The sequence below is a fragment of the Rheinheimera texasensis DSM 17496 genome, from assembly GCF_000711985.1.
Taxonomy (GTDB): Bacteria; Pseudomonadota; Gammaproteobacteria; order Enterobacterales; family Alteromonadaceae; genus Pararheinheimera; species Pararheinheimera texasensis.
This window is the reverse complement of record NZ_KL544005.1, coordinates 114,916-133,097: the sequence shown is the minus strand read 5'-3', so window position 1 is coordinate 133,097 and position 18,182 is coordinate 114,916. Positions and strand designations below refer to the sequence as shown.

At 50.4% G+C, this 18,182-nt stretch carries 13 protein-coding genes and 3 tRNA genes; 14 read left to right on the top strand and 2 right to left on the bottom strand.

Going from position 1 to position 18,182, the window contains the following annotated elements; genetic code table 11:
• Positions 1 to 38: 38 nt before the first annotated feature.
• The 6 genes from hemA (at position 39) to kdsA (ending at position 6,483) form a co-directional block, all read left to right on the top strand.
• The gene (hemA, locus tag Q399_RS0111210) at positions 39 to 1,286 is read left to right on the top strand and encodes a glutamyl-tRNA reductase (RefSeq protein WP_031568491.1); all 1,248 of its coding nucleotides are present in this window, start codon (positions 39 to 41) and stop codon (positions 1,284 to 1,286) included.
• A 42-nt stretch (positions 1,287 to 1,328) separates the two neighbouring features.
• Entirely contained in the window at positions 1,329 to 2,420 is a 1,092-nt protein-coding gene (prfA, locus tag Q399_RS0111205) for a peptide chain release factor 1 (protein WP_031568488.1), read from the top strand.
• On the top strand, positions 2,420 to 3,274 hold the full coding sequence (gene prmC, locus Q399_RS0111200; RefSeq protein ID WP_031568485.1) for a peptide chain release factor N(5)-glutamine methyltransferase: 855 nt from the start codon (positions 2,420 to 2,422) through the stop codon (positions 3,272 to 3,274). Before prfA ends, prmC begins: the two co-directional genes overlap by 1 nt.
• A gap of 179 nt (positions 3,275 to 3,453) precedes the next feature.
• A complete protein-coding gene (locus Q399_RS0111195) occupies positions 3,454 to 5,007 on the top strand; it encodes a DUF3369 domain-containing protein (RefSeq protein WP_031568483.1) in 1,554 nt (517 codons plus the stop codon).
• A 194-nt stretch (positions 5,008 to 5,201) separates the two neighbouring features.
• On the top strand, positions 5,202 to 5,576 hold the full coding sequence (locus tag Q399_RS0111190) for a SirB2 family protein (protein WP_031568480.1): 375 nt from the start codon (positions 5,202 to 5,204) through the stop codon (positions 5,574 to 5,576).
• A gap of 67 nt (positions 5,577 to 5,643) precedes the next feature.
• Positions 5,644 to 6,483: a 3-deoxy-8-phosphooctulonate synthase gene (gene kdsA, locus Q399_RS0111185; protein ID WP_031568478.1), complete on the top strand. Its 840-nt coding sequence runs from the start codon at positions 5,644 to 5,646 to the stop codon at positions 6,481 to 6,483.
• Between the two features lie 58 nt (positions 6,484 to 6,541).
• Here the strand turns inward: kdsA and Q399_RS0111180 are convergent, their stop codons facing one another.
• Positions 6,542 to 9,025, bottom strand: a complete 2,484-nt coding sequence (locus Q399_RS0111180; protein WP_169739316.1) for an ATP-binding protein — start codon at positions 9,023 to 9,025, stop codon at positions 6,542 to 6,544.
• Positions 9,026 to 9,459: 434 nt separating this feature from the next.
• On the opposite strand from Q399_RS0111180, the gene Q399_RS0111170 reads away from it, so the two are divergent.
• The 6 genes from Q399_RS0111170 to gpt all read left to right on the top strand — a co-directional run bounded on the left by Q399_RS0111170 (position 9,460) and on the right by gpt (position 12,517).
• Positions 9,460 to 9,535, top strand: a tRNA-Phe gene (locus Q399_RS0111170).
• A 68-nt stretch (positions 9,536 to 9,603) separates the two neighbouring features.
• Positions 9,604 to 9,679, top strand: a tRNA-Thr gene (locus Q399_RS0111165).
• 14 nt (positions 9,680 to 9,693) lie between these two features.
• A tRNA-Phe gene (locus Q399_RS0111160) sits at positions 9,694 to 9,769 on the top strand.
• A gap of 315 nt (positions 9,770 to 10,084) precedes the next feature.
• On the top strand, positions 10,085 to 11,293 hold the full coding sequence (locus Q399_RS0111155; RefSeq protein WP_031568474.1) for a phosphopentomutase: 1,209 nt from the start codon (positions 10,085 to 10,087) through the stop codon (positions 11,291 to 11,293).
• A gap of 32 nt (positions 11,294 to 11,325) precedes the next feature.
• Entirely contained in the window at positions 11,326 to 12,027 is a 702-nt protein-coding gene (deoD, locus tag Q399_RS0111150; RefSeq protein WP_031568471.1) for a purine-nucleoside phosphorylase, read from the top strand.
• 13 nt (positions 12,028 to 12,040) lie between these two features.
• Complete coding sequence (gene gpt / locus Q399_RS0111145) at positions 12,041 to 12,517, top strand: xanthine phosphoribosyltransferase (protein WP_031568470.1); 477 nt, start codon at positions 12,041 to 12,043, stop codon at positions 12,515 to 12,517.
• Between the two features lie 74 nt (positions 12,518 to 12,591).
• Here gpt and Q399_RS0111140 read toward each other — a convergent pair whose 3' ends face one another.
• Positions 12,592 to 13,770, bottom strand: coding sequence for an endonuclease/exonuclease/phosphatase family protein (locus Q399_RS0111140; RefSeq protein WP_031568467.1), 1,179 nt, complete (start codon positions 13,768 to 13,770; stop codon positions 12,592 to 12,594).
• Between the two features lie 358 nt (positions 13,771 to 14,128).
• On the opposite strand from Q399_RS0111140, the gene Q399_RS0111135 reads away from it, so the two are divergent.
• The gene (locus Q399_RS0111135; RefSeq protein WP_031568465.1) at positions 14,129 to 17,290 is read left to right on the top strand and encodes a TonB-dependent receptor; all 3,162 of its coding nucleotides are present in this window, start codon (positions 14,129 to 14,131) and stop codon (positions 17,288 to 17,290) included.
• A 159-nt stretch (positions 17,291 to 17,449) separates the two neighbouring features.
• A complete protein-coding gene (udk, locus tag Q399_RS0111130; protein ID WP_037046095.1) occupies positions 17,450 to 18,082 on the top strand; it encodes a uridine kinase in 633 nt (210 codons plus the stop codon).
• The last annotated feature ends 100 nt before the right edge of the window (positions 18,083 to 18,182 follow it).

The window sequence follows — 18,182 nt, the reverse complement described above, 5'->3', positions numbered from 1 at the left end:
GCTGAACAGACCGAAGCGGCGTTTAATTTTTTAGGTGAATCGCTATTTTTGCACTTGGCATCAATCACAAAACAGCACCAGTGGCGCTTCGCGAGCAACTGGCTTTTGCGCCAGAGCAAATCGCTGAAGCTTTGCTGGATCTGACGGCCAAAACGGCGGTGACAGATGCGGTGATAGTGTCCACCTGTAACAGAACTGAGCTGTATTTTAGCGGCAGCAGCGAACAATCGAAACAAGTGATTGACTGGCTGACGCAATTTCATCAGTTAAACCGCGCTGATGTAGAACCGCATTTATATCTGCATAGTGATGATGCCGCCTCGACGCACTTGATGCGGGTGGCTTGTGGCCTTGATTCTTTAGTGCTTGGTGAGCCGCAAATTTTAGGCCAGGTGAAACAGGCGTACAGCCAGTCGCGTCAGCTCGGCACTATCCAGCCGGTATTTGAACGGCTGTTTCAGAAAACTTTTGCTGTCGCCAAACAAGTGCGCACCGACACTGAAATCGGTGCCAGTGCGGTATCGGTGGCTTTTGCCGCGGTTACTCTAGCCAGACAAATTTTCGGCAAACTCAATGATGTCAAAGTGTTATTGATTGGTGCCGGTGAAACCATCGAATTAGTCGCCAAACATTTGCTGGAGCAAGGCGCAGCGCATTTAACCGTCGCCAACCGCTCATATGACCGCGCAGCAGCGCTGGCCGGCCAGTTTAACGGCCAGGTGGTGACTTTATCCCAGGTGCCGCAGGCGCTGGTCGATGCTGATGTGGTCATAAGTTCTACCGCCAGTACGCTGCCGATCGTCGGTAAAGGTATGGTCGAACAGGCCTTAAAGAAACGGCGGCACAAACCGATGTTTCTGGTCGATTTGGCAGTGCCGCGTGATATCGAAGCGCAGGTGGCGGAATTAGAAGATGCTTATCTTTACACAGTCGACGATTTACAAAATATCGTTGCGCAGAATATGCAGTCGCGCCAGCATGCCGCAGAACAGGCTGAGCAGATGATTGCTGAAGGCGTAGCCGATTTCAGTCAGTGGTTGTCACTGCAGGGCAATATTGACTGGGTACGCGACTATCGTGAGCGCTGTGAGGCGGTCAAACAGGAATTACTACAACGGGCGCTGAATCAGCTTGCCAGCGGCCAGAGTGCTGACAAGGTGATGACGGAATTAGCGACTAAACTCAGCAACAGGCTCATGCATGCTCCTACCCGGACTATCCGGCAGTTGCTGCAGGACGACACCACGCAACCTCAGACATTAATCAACACGCTGTTAGATGTGTAGTTGGATGTTTTATCAGGTAATTAATCAGGTATTTATTGCTCCATGAAAGAATCGGTATATCGCAAACTCGAAGGTCTGGTCGAGCGTTATGAAGAAGTGCAGGCGCTGCTTAGCGACGCTGCTGTGATCTCGGATCAGAATAAATTCCGCGAGTTATCCCGCGAATACAGCCAACTCGAGCCAATTGCTCAGCATTTTGCCCAGTACCGTCAGGCGCAGGATGATTTGCAAAGTGCCGAAGAAATGCTGAAGGATTCAGATCCGGACATGCGCGAAATGGCGCAGGAAGAATTTAAATCCGGCAAAGAGCGCATCGAACAGCTGGATCAGGAACTGCAAATCCTGTTGTTGCCTAAAGACCCCAACGACAACAATAACTGTTTCCTCGAGATCAGGGCCGGCGCAGGTGGTGACGAGGCGGCGATTTTCGCCGGTGATTTATTCCGCATGTACAGCCGTTACTGTGAGAAGCGCCGCTTTAAAGTTGAAATTGTCAGCTGTAACGATGGTGAACACGGTGGTTATAAAGAAGTGATCGCCAGTGTGCAGGGCGAAGGGGCCTACGGCGTCCTGAAGTTTGAATCCGGTGGCCACCGCGTGCAACGGGTACCAGCCACTGAATCACAAGGCCGGGTGCACACTTCAGCCTGTACTGTCGCCATTATGCCGGAAGTGCCGGAAAGTGAAGCCATCGAAATCAACCCGGCCGATTTAAAAGTCGATACTTACCGGGCGTCCGGCGCTGGTGGTCAGCACGTCAACAGAACGGATTCAGCCATTCGGATCACGCACATTCCGACCGGTATTGTGGTGGAATGTCAGGACGAACGTTCGCAGCATAAAAACCGCGCCCGCGCCATGTCGGTGCTGCAGTCACGTATTCAGGCTGCCGAAGATGAAAAACACCGGCTGGCAGAAGAATCAACCCGGCGCTTGCTGGTCGGCTCCGGCGATCGATCAGAGCGCATCCGCACTTATAACTTCCCGCAAGGCCGGTTAACTGACCATCGCATCAACCTGACCATTTACAAATTACTTGATGTAATGGAAGGCGATTTAGATGCAGTGCTGGAACCGCTGAGTCACGAGCATCAGGCCGACCAACTGGCGGCCCTTGCCGAGGAAAATCGCTGATGTTATTGCGCCAGTGGCTGGCAGAGGCCGAAACGGCGCTGCAGGCGCTGGCGCAGCAAGACCCGCAGGCGACAGATCTCAAATTTGAAGCCAGCCGGCTCTGGGCCGATGTGCTGGATAAAAATCCGGCCAGTGAGCGGTTGTATCTTGAACAACCACTCAGCGATGCCGAACTCAACTGCTTAAATTCTGCCCTACAGCGGCGCGCCAGCGGCGAACCACTGGCCTATATTACCGGGCGCTGGTGGTTCTGGGACTTAGAGCTGGAAGTCGCACCTTGTACCTTAATCCCCAGACCTGATACAGAGCTATTAGTCGAACAGGCCTTGCAGCTTGCTTTGCCAGCCGATGCACAAGTGCTGGATTTGGGCACCGGCACCGGTGCTATAGCGCTGACGCTGGCGTCACAGCGGCCACAGTGGCAACTGACCGCGGTTGATTATTCTGCTGATGCAGTGGCACTTGCGGAGCGCAATCGTTGCCGCCTGCAGCTTGAGAACGCCCGGATCCTGCAAAGCGACTGGTATCAGGCCGTCGCCGGCCAACGTTTTGATTTAATCCTGTCCAATCCACCTTATATTGACGCCGAAGATCCGCATTTGACGCAGGGGGACGTGCGATATGAGCCGCTAACAGCGTTGGTCGCGGCAGAAGACGGCCTGGCCGATATCCGGCAGATCTGCACTCAGGCGCCAGCGTATTTACAGCCGGGCGGCTGGATCTATCTGGAGCATGGTCATCAGCAACATGAGGCCGTGCAGCAAATCCTGCAGCAAGCCGGGTTCATCGACGTTAGCTCAAGACGAGATTATGGCGGTAACTGGCGGATCAGTGGCGGCCGTTTGCCGCGTTAAGTCAGTCGCATTTTTATCAATAAATTCCCCCGGTACTTTTCACGGTAATTTGCCGCAATCTTTTGACCAGCGCTGGAATAGCGCATATAACTATTGCTGATTCTTCTTAAAAATAATTAATTCATCTCAATCACTTAAGCTACTGCGATCAAGTAGACGAAGCTCAAGAGGGAACAAGCGTGGCGAACGATTTTTTATTTGCGGATGAACCGGAAGAGCAAGTACCGCAACATAACGGCAGCTGGAAGGTGCTGATCGTAGACGATGAACCGGAAGTGCATGCGGTAACGAAGTTAGCACTCAGCGACTTCTCTTTTCAGGGCAAAAATCTGGAGTTTTTCAGCGCCTACTCAGGTGCAGAGGCTAAAAAACTGATTGCCGAACATCATGATGCCGCCATCATCCTGCTCGACGTAGTGATGGAGTCCGATGACGCCGGTTTAATCGTCGCCCGTTATATTCGCGAAGAGCTACACAATCATTATGTGCGCATCATTTTGCGCACTGGCCAGCCGGGCCAGGCGCCGGAGCGGCAGGTTATCGTCAACTACGACATCAATGACTACAAATCTAAAACTGAACTGACTGCGCAAAAACTCTTCACCGTAATCATGTCCAGTCTGCGCTCTTACCGCGACATCCTGTCGATTGATAACAGTCGTCGCGGCCTGGAAAAAATCATTACTGCCTCTGCTGATTTATTTTCCTCGCATTCGATGGAGCAATTTATCGATGGCGTGCTGCAGCAGCTGACGTCGATTCTGGGTTGTGACGAAGACGCTTTACTGGTTACTTCGTCGTTGGTGGCCGGTAATATTTATGAGAATACCGATCCGGATCAGCTGGTGGTATTTGCCGGTCTTGGCGAATTTGAACATCAGGAAGGCCGTGCTGTGTCTGATGTTCTGGATCCGACACTGATGGATGCTTTCCATCAGGCGCTGAAAAGCCGCAGTATTGTCTATCGTGAAAACTATCTGGTGGCATATTGCACCAGTAAATTTACCCATGGTTCATTGTTGTACGTGTCCGGGCTGCCAAATCAGGTCAATGAAACGCAGAAACGGTTGATTGAACTGTTTTCGCAAAACGTCCAAATTGCCTATGAAAACGTGCAGTTACAGCACGAAATTGAAGACACCCAACGTGAAATTGTTTATCGGCTCAGTGAAGCCGTCGAGCAGCGCTCCATTGAAACCGGTAATCATGTCAAACGAGTTGCGTTTATCTGTTACGAACTGGCGACCGCTTATGGCCTGGCAACAGATGAAGCAGAAAAGCTGATGTTTGCCTCGCCGTTGCACGACGTTGGCAAAGTGGGCATTCCAGACGGCATTTTAAATAAACCGATGAAACTGGCCGAGCATGAGTGGGAAGTGATGAAGACACACTCGAGCATCGGTTATGAAATTTTGAAAAACTCCAAACGTGCCATTATCCAGGCTGGTGCTGTGATTGCCCGTGATCATCATGAAAAATGGGACGGCAGCGGCTATCCTGCCGGTAAGCGCGGCGAAGACATTCACATTTATGGCCGTATCGCTGCGGTGGCTGATGTCTACGATGCGCTGCGGCACCGGCGTTGTTATAAATCGCCGTGGACGCCAGAGGCGACTTTGTCACATATCGAAAGCGAAGCCGGCCGGCAATTTGACCCGAAACTGGTGGAGATTTTAAAAAACCGCATCGATCGGATTGAAGCCATTTTGCAGAAGTATCCTGACGAAGAATAAGTCAACGGCAATAACGTACAAAGCCACCCGCCGGTGGCTTTGTTATTTGGCGAGCTGTGGCCTGAAACCCGTAAGTTAGTGACTCAACTCAGGCGCGGCCGTGGGCTTTTCTGAGACGGGGATGGACGCTGCCTCAGCTTCCATGCAAAATATGCCGCTCAGTCCATCTTTTGCCGATTTTCCGGAGTGTTGTTATGTATATGGCGTTAAAACACACGCATTTGTTGTTGGTTTCATTGAGCGTTGCTTTGTTGTTTGTCCGCTTTGTGCTGAGTTTGCTGGAATCGCCTTTGCTGCAGAAAAAACTGCTCAAAGTACTGCCGCATGTCGTGGATACTTTTTTACTGTTATCAGCCGTTGGCCTGATGCTGACGTTGCAACAGTATCCATTTGTCACCCCTTGGCTCACCGAAAAATTTATTGGCTTACTGGCTTATATCGCCCTTGGCTGGATGGCGTTAAAAGGTCGCACTAAAGCCTTGCGGGTCTTTGCGTTTTTTGGCGCTTTGGGCTGGTTAGCACTGATGGTGCGTGTCGCTGTCACCAAAATGCCGGTACTGTTCGGTTAAGCCGGCAGGCGATTCATCTAACAGCGGGCGAATCCGCTGTGGTTTTAAGGAGGCCCGTGTGGCAGCAATGAATATTCAGATTGGCAAGATTGAAGTTGCCAATGACAAACCCTTTGTGTTGTTCGGCGGTATGAATGTGCTGGAATCCCGTGAGCTGGCGCTGCAAATTGCGGAACACTATGTCAAAGTCTGTGAAAAGCTTGGCATTCCTTATGTGTTTAAAGCGTCTTTTGACAAAGCAAACCGCTCGTCAGTGCATTCTTATCGTGGCCCTGGCCTCGAAGAAGGATTACGGATTTTCGAAGAAATCAAACGCACTTTTAATATTCCGCTCATCACTGATGTGCACGAACCCTATCAGGCGGCGCCTGTGGCGGAAGTGGTTGATGTGATCCAGTTGCCGGCCTTTCTGGCACGACAGACCGATTTAGTCGTGGCGATGGCAAACACCGGCGCAGTGATTAACGTGAAGAAACCGCAGTTTTTAGCACCACATGAGATGCGTCATATCATCAGCAAATTCAGCGAAGCCGGTAACGATAAAGTCATTTTATGTGAACGCGGTTCCTGCTTTGGTTACAATAATCTGGTCGTTGATATGCTGGGCATGGATGAAATGAAGCAATATGGCCCGGTGATTTTCGACGCGACCCACGCGCTGCAAAAACCGGGCGGCCGCATTGATTCAGCCGATGGACGCCGGGCGCAAGCGGCGCAGCTGGCTCGTTCCGGCATGGCGCTTGGGCTTGCGGGTTTGTTTATCGAAGCTCACCCGGAACCGAATCAAGCCAAATGCGATGGCCCCTGCGCTTTGCCATTAGCCAAGCTGGAAGATTATCTGCAGCAAATGCAGGCGCTTGATCAATTAGTGAAATCCTTCCCGCCGCTGGATACATCAGCCAACTAATCTGCCCCGGCAGTTCCGGATCAGTGAGTCCACACCGGCCGGCCGTTATAAAGCGCATTCAGGTTTTATAACGGTCGGCGACGTAGGCCGTAACCTGCAGAAAACTCTGCTGTAAGGCGCTAAATAGCTCAGAAAGCGGTTCAGTCCCGGCATTGTCGCTGTCTGCAGCCTGTTCAAGCTGTAACGCCAACGCTGACAAATTTAAGGCTCCGACACTTTTTGCCATAGATTTCAGCTGATGTGCCAGGCTGCGACAGCGCTCTGTTTGCATCTCAGTGACCGCTTGCTGCAACTGTTGTAACAGTCCTTCTGCCTGCGTAGTGAAATAATTGAGATATTCCTGATGCTTGTGCGGATCTGGCCCTAAGAAATTGGCGATAGTGGTAAAGCAAATCGGCGTATGGTCACTCTGTTGGTTGGCTGCGCCGGCGGCCAGCGTCGTGGATTTGGTCTGGCTGTCTGTCCCCGTTGGCAATGGCAGCCAGCGCTGCAGCACCGCGTTTAATTTTGCCAGTTCGACCGGCTTGGTCAGGTAGTCGTCCATGCCAACGCTCAGGCACTTCTGTGCTTCACCTTTGAGCGCATTTGCCGTGATGGCCACAATACGGGTATATACAATCTCTTCGTCGTCATACTGTGACGCTTCTTTGCGGATGGCGCGGGCGAGATCGTAACCGCTGAGCTGGGGCATGTGTAAATCAGTGAGCAGCAGCGGGTAGCGGTATTGCCGCCATTTATCCAGCGCGATCTGACCATCGTCCGCGACTTCCACCCGATAGCCAAGCGTTTGCAGTTGCTCTACTAAAACTTTCTGGTTCATCGGATTATCTTCGGCTAACAGTAGCAGTGGCGCATGCGGGCTGACTTCAGCTTTGCCGCTTGCAGTTCGAATGGACAGCGCTGCTGGTTCTTTGCCCTGCAATCGCAGCAGGCTTGTCACTAAACTGCTGCGGCACAGCGGATTCATTTCCAGCAGCTGCGCACCTTCTGGTGCGCTTTGCAGAGGAGCCTCAGCACCGGTCAGGCACAACACCGGGCCCGGTAAAGTCGCCGGCCAGTAAAAATCGGTCTGCAAACTGCTGTCGACAATATATAACGCCGCCTGCTGCTGCCAAAGCTGCGGATAAGGCACAGTTTCAGGTGCGGCACCAAAGGCGCGCAGATAACCATCCAGCAAGTCGATGGTGTCTGGGTCTTCGCTACTGATCACCACGCGTTGCTCAGTTAAATCAGGTTGAACTGTGCCGATCTGTTCTTCGGCATGGCGCAGTGGCAGCACGACTGTAAATACACTGCCTTTGCCGATTTCACTCTGGACATCAATGCGGCCAAACATCAGTTCAGTCAGTTGTCGGCAAATCGATAAGCCGAGGCCGGTGCCGCCATATTTGCGGGTGATAGATCCCTCAGCTTGCAAAAACGGTTGAAACAGCTGATTGAGCTGGCGCGGGGACATGCCTTTGCCGTTGTCGGTTACCGAAATCCGCACCTGACAGAATTCCAGATTGTTGTCGAGCAGTTCTGCTCTGATTTGCACTTTACCGCGCTGCCCAGGCTGAGTTTCGGTAAATTTGATAGCGTTGCCGGTCAGGTTGTACAGAATTTGCCGCAGCCGTACCGGGTCGCCAATCAGCGATTCTGGAATGGCCGGGTCGACAAAGACTGTCAGCTGCAACTGGCGTTGCAGCGCCACGGTAAACATAACCTGGGCAACAGCTTCAGCGACTTCGTTAACCGACAACGGAATATGTTCAATTTCCATTTTGCCGGCTTCAATTTTGGAAAAATCGAGAATGTCGTCGAGGATGCGTAACAACGCAAAAGCTGACTCGCGGATGGTGTTTGTGAGCCGCAACTGATTGCTGCTCAACATTGTATTCCTGAGTAAATCCACAGTACCGATGATGCCGTTCATCGGCGTGCGGATCTCATGGCTCATGGTCGCCAGAAAAGTGGATTTGGCTTCATTGGCGCGCTCCGCACTGATTTTTGCTGCCGCCAGCGCTTCGGTCCGTTGCAGGATTTTATCATCGAGTTCATGTTGCAGTACCGCGCAATCAGCTTTTATCTTTTCCAACTGCTGTTGTTGCTCACGGCAGTATTGCAATAACAGCTGTATTGGATGCTCAAGTGCTTGCAGACTGGCGGGCATTGTCAGCGTTTGGTCAAAATGATGTTTGCCAATGCATTGCAACAGCTGGTCTATTAAACACTGCTGTTGTTGTTGCCAACGCCGTTCAAACAACAGTATGGGGAGCCAGCCCAACATCAGTAAAAATACAGTACCGCCTGCGGCAAGCAGGACCCAGAATTGCCAGTTGGTCTGAATCTGTCGGGTGACCAGAATGAGTTCACCTTGCGAAGTGGGTAAACGGGCGATTAATAAATCATCTTGAAGCAAGTCCGTCAGCAGTGGATTAAAACCAGCGATGCCTGGTGTGTGAGCCAGCACTTGTTGGTCTTGACCGAGCAGATACAAGGCTTGCTGTTGTGGTGCAGCCAGCAAATTTTCTAGTTGCGCGTTGGCTTGTTCCAGGCGCATTGAAGCAATATTTGCTGGCAACAACTGACTGGTCAGAGTCAATTGATGCTGAAGTTGCAGCCTTTGAACATTATCTTGCTGATATTGCTGGTACCAGGCCTGGCCCCAAAGTGCGCTAAGGAACAAACAACAGCAAACAGCAAGCAGCCAGATAAGTAACAACGGGGTTTTAAAGCTTGATTGTGCCATACAGGTGGGTGAGGAAAAGTGGAAGTCCTTTCATTTTAATCAGATTTTTCTAATTATCTGAGAAGTTTCAGAAATTTTATGGCCACGCAGTACAGTGCTTATGCTGATTACTGTGGTGGTTTTGCTGAAAAATTGCCGATAGTTCCAGCAGAATTGGCGGATTTGTTCAATCCATAAGCGGTCAGACGATTGCAGCCAAAAAAAAGTTGACTTGGATCGGCAAAATCCGTTTAATACCCCCCGTTGCCCAGATAGCTCAGTCGGTAGAGCAGCGGATTGAAAATCCGCGTGTCGGTGGTTCGATTCCGCCTCTGGGCACCATAAATTCCAGTGTCTTGATTTTACATATCATTTCGCTAAAAAGCCGAAACCCGTTTCGCAATGAAAATGCCGCTTTAGCTCAGTTGGTAGAGCAACTGACTTGTAATCAGTAGGTCATCCGTTCGACTCGGATAAGCGGCACCATTTCAGATATTTTTGCCCAGATAGCTCAGTCGGTAGAGCAGCGGATTGAAAATCCGCGTGTCGGTGGTTCGATTCCGCCTCTGGGCACCACTCTTCAAAACCCCGGATTTTATCCGGGGTTTTTGATTTTCTGCACCTTCGAAAATTTCACTGCGTTTATTTGACGGACAGGTTTGTGCCTAATGTTGTCAGCATTCAGTTAAGTAGTTGCTAATTCTTCGCATTCGGCTTAATCTGCGTGCCCCTTTTTGCTTTTGCGCCGCAACAGGGGGTTAGTTTGGCCATATTGCTGAAAAACACAGCGGTCAGTGCAGACTGAGTATCAACAGTTTCCGCTTCAGCTATGGTTATCGTATCTGCTGTGAGTCCACTGGCTTGCAGATCTTGCGCTGTAGAGGTTCGACCATGAAAAAAGCAGTGATTCTGGTTTTAGATAGTTTTGGCATCGGCAGTGCGCCGGATGCTGATAAATTTGGTGACAGTGGTGCTAATACCTTTGCCAGCATTGCAAGGGCGTTTGCAAACCACAAAGGCCGCCAGCTCCAGGTGCCTAACCTGGCCAGACTGGGTCTGGTCAAAGCTGCGTTCTCAGCGTCTTCTGAAATGGCTTGTGTGGCCGACAATGAAGCAACAGTCGGGGCTTATGGTTACGCCCGAGAATTGTCCAGTGGCAAAGATACGCCCAGTGGTCACTGGGAAATTGCCGGCGTCCCGGTGTTATTCGACTGGGGCTATTTCCACAATAAACAACAAAGTTTCCCGCAAGAGCTAATCGATGAGCTGTGCCGTCGCACCGGCGTTGCCGGCATCCTCGGCAATTGTCACGCCTCCGGTACTGACATCCTGGTGAAGCTTGGCGACGAACATATCCGCAGTGGCATGCCGATTTGTTATACCTCGGCCGACAGCGTGTTTCAGGTCGCAGCGCACGAAAGCCACTTTGGCCTGGACCGCCTGTATCAGTTCTGTGAAACCGCCCGCCAGTTGCTGGATGACTACAATATAGGTCGCGTCATCGCCCGGCCATTCCTTGGTGATGCACCGGCGAATTATGCCCGCACCGGCAATCGTCGTGATTATTCAGTGTTGCCACCGGCACCCACGCTGTTAGATAAGTTAACGGCAGCGCAGGGCACTGTCGTCAGTATTGGCAAAATCGCCGACATCTATGCTCATCAGGGCATCAGCAAAGCAGTGAAAGCCAACGGTCTGGCAGCACTGGTGGATAAAACCATCAGCGAATATCAGGCGGCGCCGGACAACAGCCTGATTTTTACCAATCTGGTGGATTTTGACCAGAACTACGGCCATCGCCGGGATCCCATCGGCTACGGTGAGGCGCTGGAGTATTTCGACAGCCGCTTGCCGGAGTTAATGGCAATGTTAGAACCGGACAGCCTGATGTTATTAACTGCTGACCACGGCTGCGACCCCACCTGGATTGGCACTGAACATACCCGTGAATACGTGCCGGTGTTGTGTTATGGCCCGCAAATCAAAGCCGGCTCGCTCGGCGAACGCGCCAGTTTTGCTGACATGGGCCAGACGCTGGCTGACTATTTTGCGCTGGATGCGATGGCTTATGGCCAGTCATTCCTCAAGCAAATGCATTAAATTTCAACCATTTATAAGAGAACGTATTTAATATGACCACTCCACATATCCACGCCGCTGCCGGCGCTTTTGCTGAAACTGTGCTGATGCCGGGCGATCCGCTGCGCGCCAAACACATTGCAGATACATTTTTGACGGACGTGCAATGCATCAACACAGTGCGCAACATGTACGGTTTTACCGGTAAATATCAGGGCAAACCTGTCAGTGTGATGGGCTCAGGTATGGGCGTGCCTTCGATGTCGATTTACGCCACTGAGCTGGTGAAATATTACGGCGTGAAAAATATCATCCGTATCGGTTCCTGTGGCGGTTTACCGCTGTCAGTAAAAGTTCGCGAAGTGGTGATTGCGATGGGCGCCAGTACAGATTCAGCTGTTAACCGCAACCGTTTGCAGGGTATGGATTTTGCCGCCTTAGCAAACTACGACCTGCTGGAGCGCGCGGTCGCTGCAGCCCGGGCGAAACAGATCGGTGTCAAAGTCGGTAACGTGTTCACTTCTGATTTGTTCTACAACCCAAGCGAAACGCTGTTTGATACACTGGAAAAATACGGCATCCTCGGTGTTGAAATGGAAGCGGCCGGATTGTACGGCGTGGCGGCAGAATATGGCGTTAATGCGCTGGCGATTATGACAGTGTCAGACCATATCCGCACTGGTGAATCTTTAAGCCCGGACGAGCGCCAGACCAGCTTTAACGAGATGGTTGAGATCGCGTTGGCGCTGGTTTAACAGGAGCTGCAACATGTCATTATCCAGTAACAAAAACTTTTATGTGTCGTGGGAAGCCTTTCACCGTGCTACCAAAGAGCTGGCGAAAATGTGTCTGCACGGTAATTTCGACAGCATTGTCGCGGTCAGCCGCGGTGGTCTGGTGCCAGCAACTATCATTGCCCGCGAATTGAATATCCGCGTACTGGATACCATTTGCGTATCAAGCTACGACCATGATCAGCAACGCGCGTTGAAAGTGTTAAAAGATGCTGCTCTGCCTGATTCTGAACGCCTGCTGGTGATTGACGATCTGGTTGATACCGGGGAAACGGCCCGCGCACTGCGTGAGCGTTTTCCAAAAGCCTGTTTTGCAACTGTGTATGCCAAACCACAGGGCAAAGCGCTGGTCGACAAATATGTCACCGATATTGAGCAGGACACCTGGATCCATTTACCCTGGGATATGGAGCTGGCCTATAGTGCGCCACTTGCTGAGCAGTCGAATTAAGCTGTTGTTTCATAAATAAAAAAACCGCCGTTGGCGGTTTTTTTATGTCCTTGAGCCCTGAGGTAATTATTTTCTTATTTTTTCTCGTCAGTCAGGCTCAGTTTGACCCAGACCAGCCGGTGATCTGAACTGGCGCCGCGGCTCGCCACAGCTTCGTATAATGGCTCACCTTTGACCGGCCAGAACACGCCGCTGCTGTTGACTTTAATACCATGTTTGGACGGTAGCACATAGTCTGCCCGCATCCGCCAGCCGGCCGTGTGGAATTTTGCCATCGGATTGTCCGGGGTATGCGCGGCACCCCCCGCGCTTTGTGGGACTGGATCATGCTGAATCGTCGGATGATTCACCAACGCCTGAATGGCATAACGATGTGCATCACCTTCGTCCGGCGATGAATTCTGATCCCCCATCACGATAAAAGGTGCAGTGCTTTGATAGCCACCCCGACCGCCTTTATCGTCATAGATGTAGTCAGCGTTGCCGGACAAGTAGTCGACCCAGAATTTCACTTCATCATGATTACGATGACCATTGCGGTTCTCCGGGCCGTCAAACACCGGTGGTGTCGGGTGGCTGATTAACAAATGCAGCGGTTTGCCGTCGACACTCAGCGGCAAATCCCAGTGTGATTTGCTGGATAATGGCATTTTTTCCCAGGCTTGCGGGCTAAACCAGGCACTGCCATCGGCTTTTTTCGTTTCTTTATGGCCCGGCATGTCCTTCCACTTAAAGTGCTGGAAAGTGCGGGCTTTGGTGGCATCAATCGGGTAACGCGACAACACCAGCATGCCATATTGACCCGGATAATGACCAAAACCCCAGGCATCTTCAGCACCTTCGACTTTGCCATCGTTATTTAAATCGAAACCACTCGGCTGTCCGGTATTGACCGTCTGATAATAAAAATAGGGGTATTGCAGTGGCTTGCCGCCATGCTGCGGTTTTGTCAGATATTGGCTGATAAATTGCTGGACGCCTTGCGCCGGGTCAGCGATGTAATCAAATTCATTCAGCAACAGAATATCGGGCCGCACTTGCTGCAAAATCGCCGCGATATTGCTGATTTGCGGGTTTTTGCCGCTGGCTAATTGACCAGCCAGCACTTCAGGCCCAAGCGGACTGCCTTTAGCGACGTAGTTTTCGGCTTCCATGCTGACGTTAAAAGTGGCGATGGTCAGTTCAGTTGCATGCACGTAAAGACCTCCACATAGCCCTATCCCAGCCAGCAGACCTTTGAACGATGGGTTCATGATTGAATACTCAGAGAATTAGTCAGGAATAGCCTAACCAGAATTGCGCATTTATCCCAGAAATTTCAATTCAGACGGCTGGATAGCCGAAAATGTCAACAAAATACAGCGAAAATTTAAACAAACTTATTTAGGCCGCCTGCATATTTCTGGTCTGATATGTTACACTCGCATGACATCAGGTTCTTGACTGCTGAAGTCCGGAGAAGTTCCGTGTACTTCAATAAATAATTCATCAGCAAGATCTTGTGTAAGAAAAACGTAATGTTACTGCGTTAAGCTTGTCGCCCAAATTGGAAAATCAGTTTGGTTTTATTCAGGGTTTGACAATACCTACAACTACCAGGTGAAAAACGATATGAAAATCAGACATATTGCTATGGCGGTTGCCGTAGCCTTAGGTTCTAGCTATGCCATCGCTGATACTTCTTCAGCAATCCGCGGTCGTATTTCTAATCCTGAAGGCGCAGCCGCCGCAGGAACTAAAGTCATCATTTTACACGTACCGTCAGGCACCAGCCGTACCGTCACGACTAACGAATCCGGTAGCTTTGTAGCTTCAGGTCTGCGCGTTGGTGGTCCGTACAAAGTCATCGTCGATTCAGAGACTTACAACGACGAAACCGTCAACGACATCTTCCTGCAACTGGGTGACACTTATCAGTTAAACCGTCAGCTGCAATCTGCATCAGTTGAGCGTATCGCCGTAACTGGTTCAGCGATCGCTACAGTGGTTGCGACAGGTAGCTCAAGCTACTTCAGCGCCAAAGAAATCGAAAACGCGCCAAGCTTAAACAACGATTTAAAAGATATCGTTAAAAACAACCCATTAGCAGTACTGTCGCCAAAAGACGGCGAGCTGAGCGTGGCGGGTTCTAACCCACGTTTTAACAGCATCAACGTCGACGGTATCTCTCAGAACGACGATTTCGGTCTGAACGCCAACGGTTACCCAACCACCCGTACACCAATTTCTTTTGATGCTATCGATCAGGTCACTGTCGACGTATCGCCATTTAACGCTAAAGCCGGTGGTTTCCAGGGCGGTAATATCAACGCTGTGACCAAGTCTGGCGCCAACGATACTTTCGGTTCTTTCCGCTATGAAATCAAAAATGACAGCTTAGCCGGTACCCCGGAAAACAAATTCGCTGCAACGGCAACCAATCCAAAAGGCGAAGTGCCGCTGAATTTTGAAAACAAAAACTGGGCAGCTACTTTAGGCGGCGCAGTCGTTGAAGACAAACTGTTCTATTTCGTTGCGGCTGAGCAATATGACGCGACTCCTCCGCTGGAGTGGGGCCCAAGTGGCGCTGGTCTGTCAAACGCTGCCTTAGTTACTCAGGACCAAATCAATCAGGTTACGCAGATTGCAAAATCTGTCTACGGTGTTGATGTAGGTGACTGGAACGTAGTACCGGAAGAAACTGACGAAAAGCTGTTGGTGAAACTGGACTGGAACATTTCTGATATCCACCGTGCTGCTTATACCTATCAGTACAACAAGGGTAACCAGACTCAGGGTAACCAGTCGACTTCAACCAATATGCGTTTGTCGTCTAACTGGTACAACAAAGAAGAAACGCTGAACAACCACGCGTTTAAACTGTATTCAGACTGGACTTCAGAATTTTCTACCCAGTTAAGCGCCACTTATATGGATGTTGCCACAGTACAAAAATCACTGGGCGATTTCGGTGAAGTGTCTATCCTGGTGCCACGTTTTGGTGGTACGCCAACTCAAACTGCAACTATTTCAATTGGTAGCGACATTAGCCGTCACTCTAATGACCTGAAAAAGAAAACCTGGATCATCGCTGCAGACGGTGAATACCTGATGGACGACCACCGTCTGTCGTTCGGTTACCAACTGAAACGCCTGGATATCTTCAACCTGTTCCTGCAGCGGACTAAAGGTCAGTATACTTTTAACGGTATCGCTAACTTCCAGAACCGTCTGGCGCAATCAGTGCGTTACCAGAACTCTATCACTCATAATCCTGATGACGTTGCAGCAAGCTTCGTACGTGACGAACATGCGCTGTATGCACAGGATGAGTGGGCTATTACCGACGAGTTCACTTTAAATTACGGTCTGCGTTACGAGCGTTTAGGTTCTTCTGATAAGTCTGTTTACAACAAGTTCTCAGAAGCCCGTACCGGCCTGCGCAACGATGAAAACCTGGATGGTGCAGATATCTTCTTACCACGTATCGGCTTCAGCTACCTGATGACTGAAGATTTAACCGTACGCGGTGGTGTGGGTCGTTTCTCTGGTGGCCAGCCAACAGTTTGGATCTCTAACAGCTATTCAAACCCAGGTATCGGAACCGGCGACCGTTCACAAAGTAACGTCGCAAACGTCAGCATCACTGAAGTTCCACAGTCGCTGAAAGACGCTGTGGCTGGCGTGACCACTGGTGGTAATACCAACCTGGTGGACCCGAACTTCAATCTGCCGTCCGACTGGCGCGCACAGTTAGGCGCAGACTATATTTTCAGCCTGCCGCTGGTTGGTGATGAAATCACCTGGACCACTGAATACCTGTACATCAAGAAACAAGACAGCTCGTTCTGGAAAGACGTGTCTATCCGTGATTCAGAAAAAGTCGGTACTACACCGGACGGCCTGCGTAACATCTACAACGACACTGACGGTGTCGTAGATATCATGCTGACCAATGCCGATGAAGACGGTCGTGCCAAAGTATTCAGCACGCAACTGGCGAAAAACTGGGACAGCGGTGTAAGCCTGCGTACTTCGTATACCAATATGGATATCACTGAAGGTGCTCCGGCGACCAGCTCTACAGCAGGTTCTAACTACGGTAACAACGCTGTGATCAACCGTAACGACGTGCTGATTGGCCGTGGTTCTTTTGAAACTGAGCACCGTTTTGTGGTGAATCTGGGTTATGAAACTGAGTTTTTCGCTAACTACGCGACTAACTTCAACCTGTTCTTCGAACGTAAATCAGGCAAGCCAATTACTTATGTTCTGGGTGTAGCTGATTTCAACGGTTCGAACAAAGCAACCAATCCGTACCTGCAGTTAAGCCCGGGCACCACCAACAACTACTTCCTGCCATTCATCCCGAAAAAGGGTGATAACAGCGTAGTAACTTTTGCTGATGCTGCGTCTGAAACGGCGTTCTGGAACACTGTGACGGCTTTAGGCCTGGATAAATACCAAGGTCAATATCTGCCAAAAGGTGTGAACACCACTCCTTGGGTCACCACACTGGATTTGTCAGTCCGTCAGGAAATCCCTGGTTTTGCTGAAGGTCACAAAGGTACTGTGTATTTCACAGTTGATAACCTGCTGAACCTGATCGACAAAGACAAAGGTAAAGTCTACGGTGACGACTTCGGTGATATGACACTGTCTAACTTCGTGTTGAACCAAACCAACAACAAGTACGTGTACAGCAACGTGTCTTCTAACACCAACAACTGGGACAAGTTCTACACTGAAGAATCAACCTGGCGCATCAAAGTAGGCGTCAGCTACAAGTTCTAAGCGGACCTGTTGTAGTGAATAAAAACGCCGGCGCAAGCCGGCGTTTTGTTTTTTACTCAATCCGCATCAAGGATAAAGGATTTTCCCTGTAACAGTGGTTTCTAATCTGCCGTGAATTGGCGATAATTAACAAAACATCCTCAAAGAAGAATAACCACCGTGGCCAAACCAACCATCATCGCCATCGCCGGTGCTTCGGCATCTGGCAAAAGTTTATTTGCCTCCACCGTCTACCAGGAACTGGTGGCAGAATTTGGCGGAGAACGCATCTCCGTGTTAGCAGAGGATGCTTATTACCGCAATCAGGACCATCTGTCGATGGAACAACGGGTGCTGACTAATTACGACCATCCGGCGGCCTTTGAGCACGAATTACTGGCTCAGCATTTACAGCAACTGCGCGACGGTATTGCTGTTGAGATGCCACAATATTGCTACAAAACCCATACCCGTAAAGCGGAAACCATTAAAGTACAGCCAGCCAAAGTGGTATTGGTCGAAGGGATTTTATTGTTGACCGACGCCCGGCTGCGTGAGCAATTTAACATCACTGTCTTTATGGACACGCCGCTGGATATCTGTTTGCTACGTCGGATTAAACGTGACGTCGAAGATCGTGGCAGAACAATCAGCTCGATCACTGAGCAGTATGAAAACTACGTACGACCGGCATTTTTTGAATTTATCGCGCCGTCGAAACAGTATGCCGACATCGTCGTGACCCGCGGTGGTAAAAATCAGATTGCGATTGATATTTTAAAAACCAAAATCCGTGCGCTTTTGTCTAATTAAGCCAAAGGTACCTGCTGCAAAATCCCGCTACGGCGGGATTTGTCTTTTTGCAAATTTGCGCTGATCATCATGGATATGGCAGCGAAAACCGGATATTTTG

Excerpts from the sequence above, each read along its gene's own strand:
- Q399_RS0111155 (WP_031568474.1), top strand. The coding sequence starts at position 10,085 with ATGAAAAAAGCAGTGATTCTGGTTTTAGATAGTTTTGGCATCGGCAGT.
- Q399_RS0111190 (WP_031568480.1), top strand. The coding sequence starts at position 5,202 with ATGTATATGGCGTTAAAACACACGCATTTGTTGTTGGTTTCATTGAGC.
- deoD (WP_031568471.1), top strand. The coding sequence starts at position 11,326 with ATGACCACTCCACATATCCACGCCGCTGCCGGCGCTTTTGCTGAAACT.
- Q399_RS0111135 (WP_031568465.1), top strand. The coding sequence starts at position 14,129 with ATGAAAATCAGACATATTGCTATGGCGGTTGCCGTAGCCTTAGGTTCT.
- Q399_RS0111140 (WP_031568467.1), bottom strand. The coding sequence starts at position 13,770 with ATGAACCCATCGTTCAAAGGTCTGCTGGCTGGGATAGGGCTATGTGGA.
- Q399_RS0111180 (WP_169739316.1), bottom strand. The coding sequence starts at position 9,025 with ATGCGCCTGGAACAAGCCAACGCGCAACTAGAAAATTTGCTGGCTGCA.
- gpt (WP_031568470.1), top strand. The coding sequence starts at position 12,041 with ATGTCATTATCCAGTAACAAAAACTTTTATGTGTCGTGGGAAGCCTTT.
- prfA (WP_031568488.1), top strand. The coding sequence starts at position 1,329 with ATGAAAGAATCGGTATATCGCAAACTCGAAGGTCTGGTCGAGCGTTAT.
- prmC (WP_031568485.1), top strand. The coding sequence starts at position 2,420 with ATGTTATTGCGCCAGTGGCTGGCAGAGGCCGAAACGGCGCTGCAGGCG.
- kdsA (WP_031568478.1), top strand. The coding sequence starts at position 5,644 with ATGAATATTCAGATTGGCAAGATTGAAGTTGCCAATGACAAACCCTTT.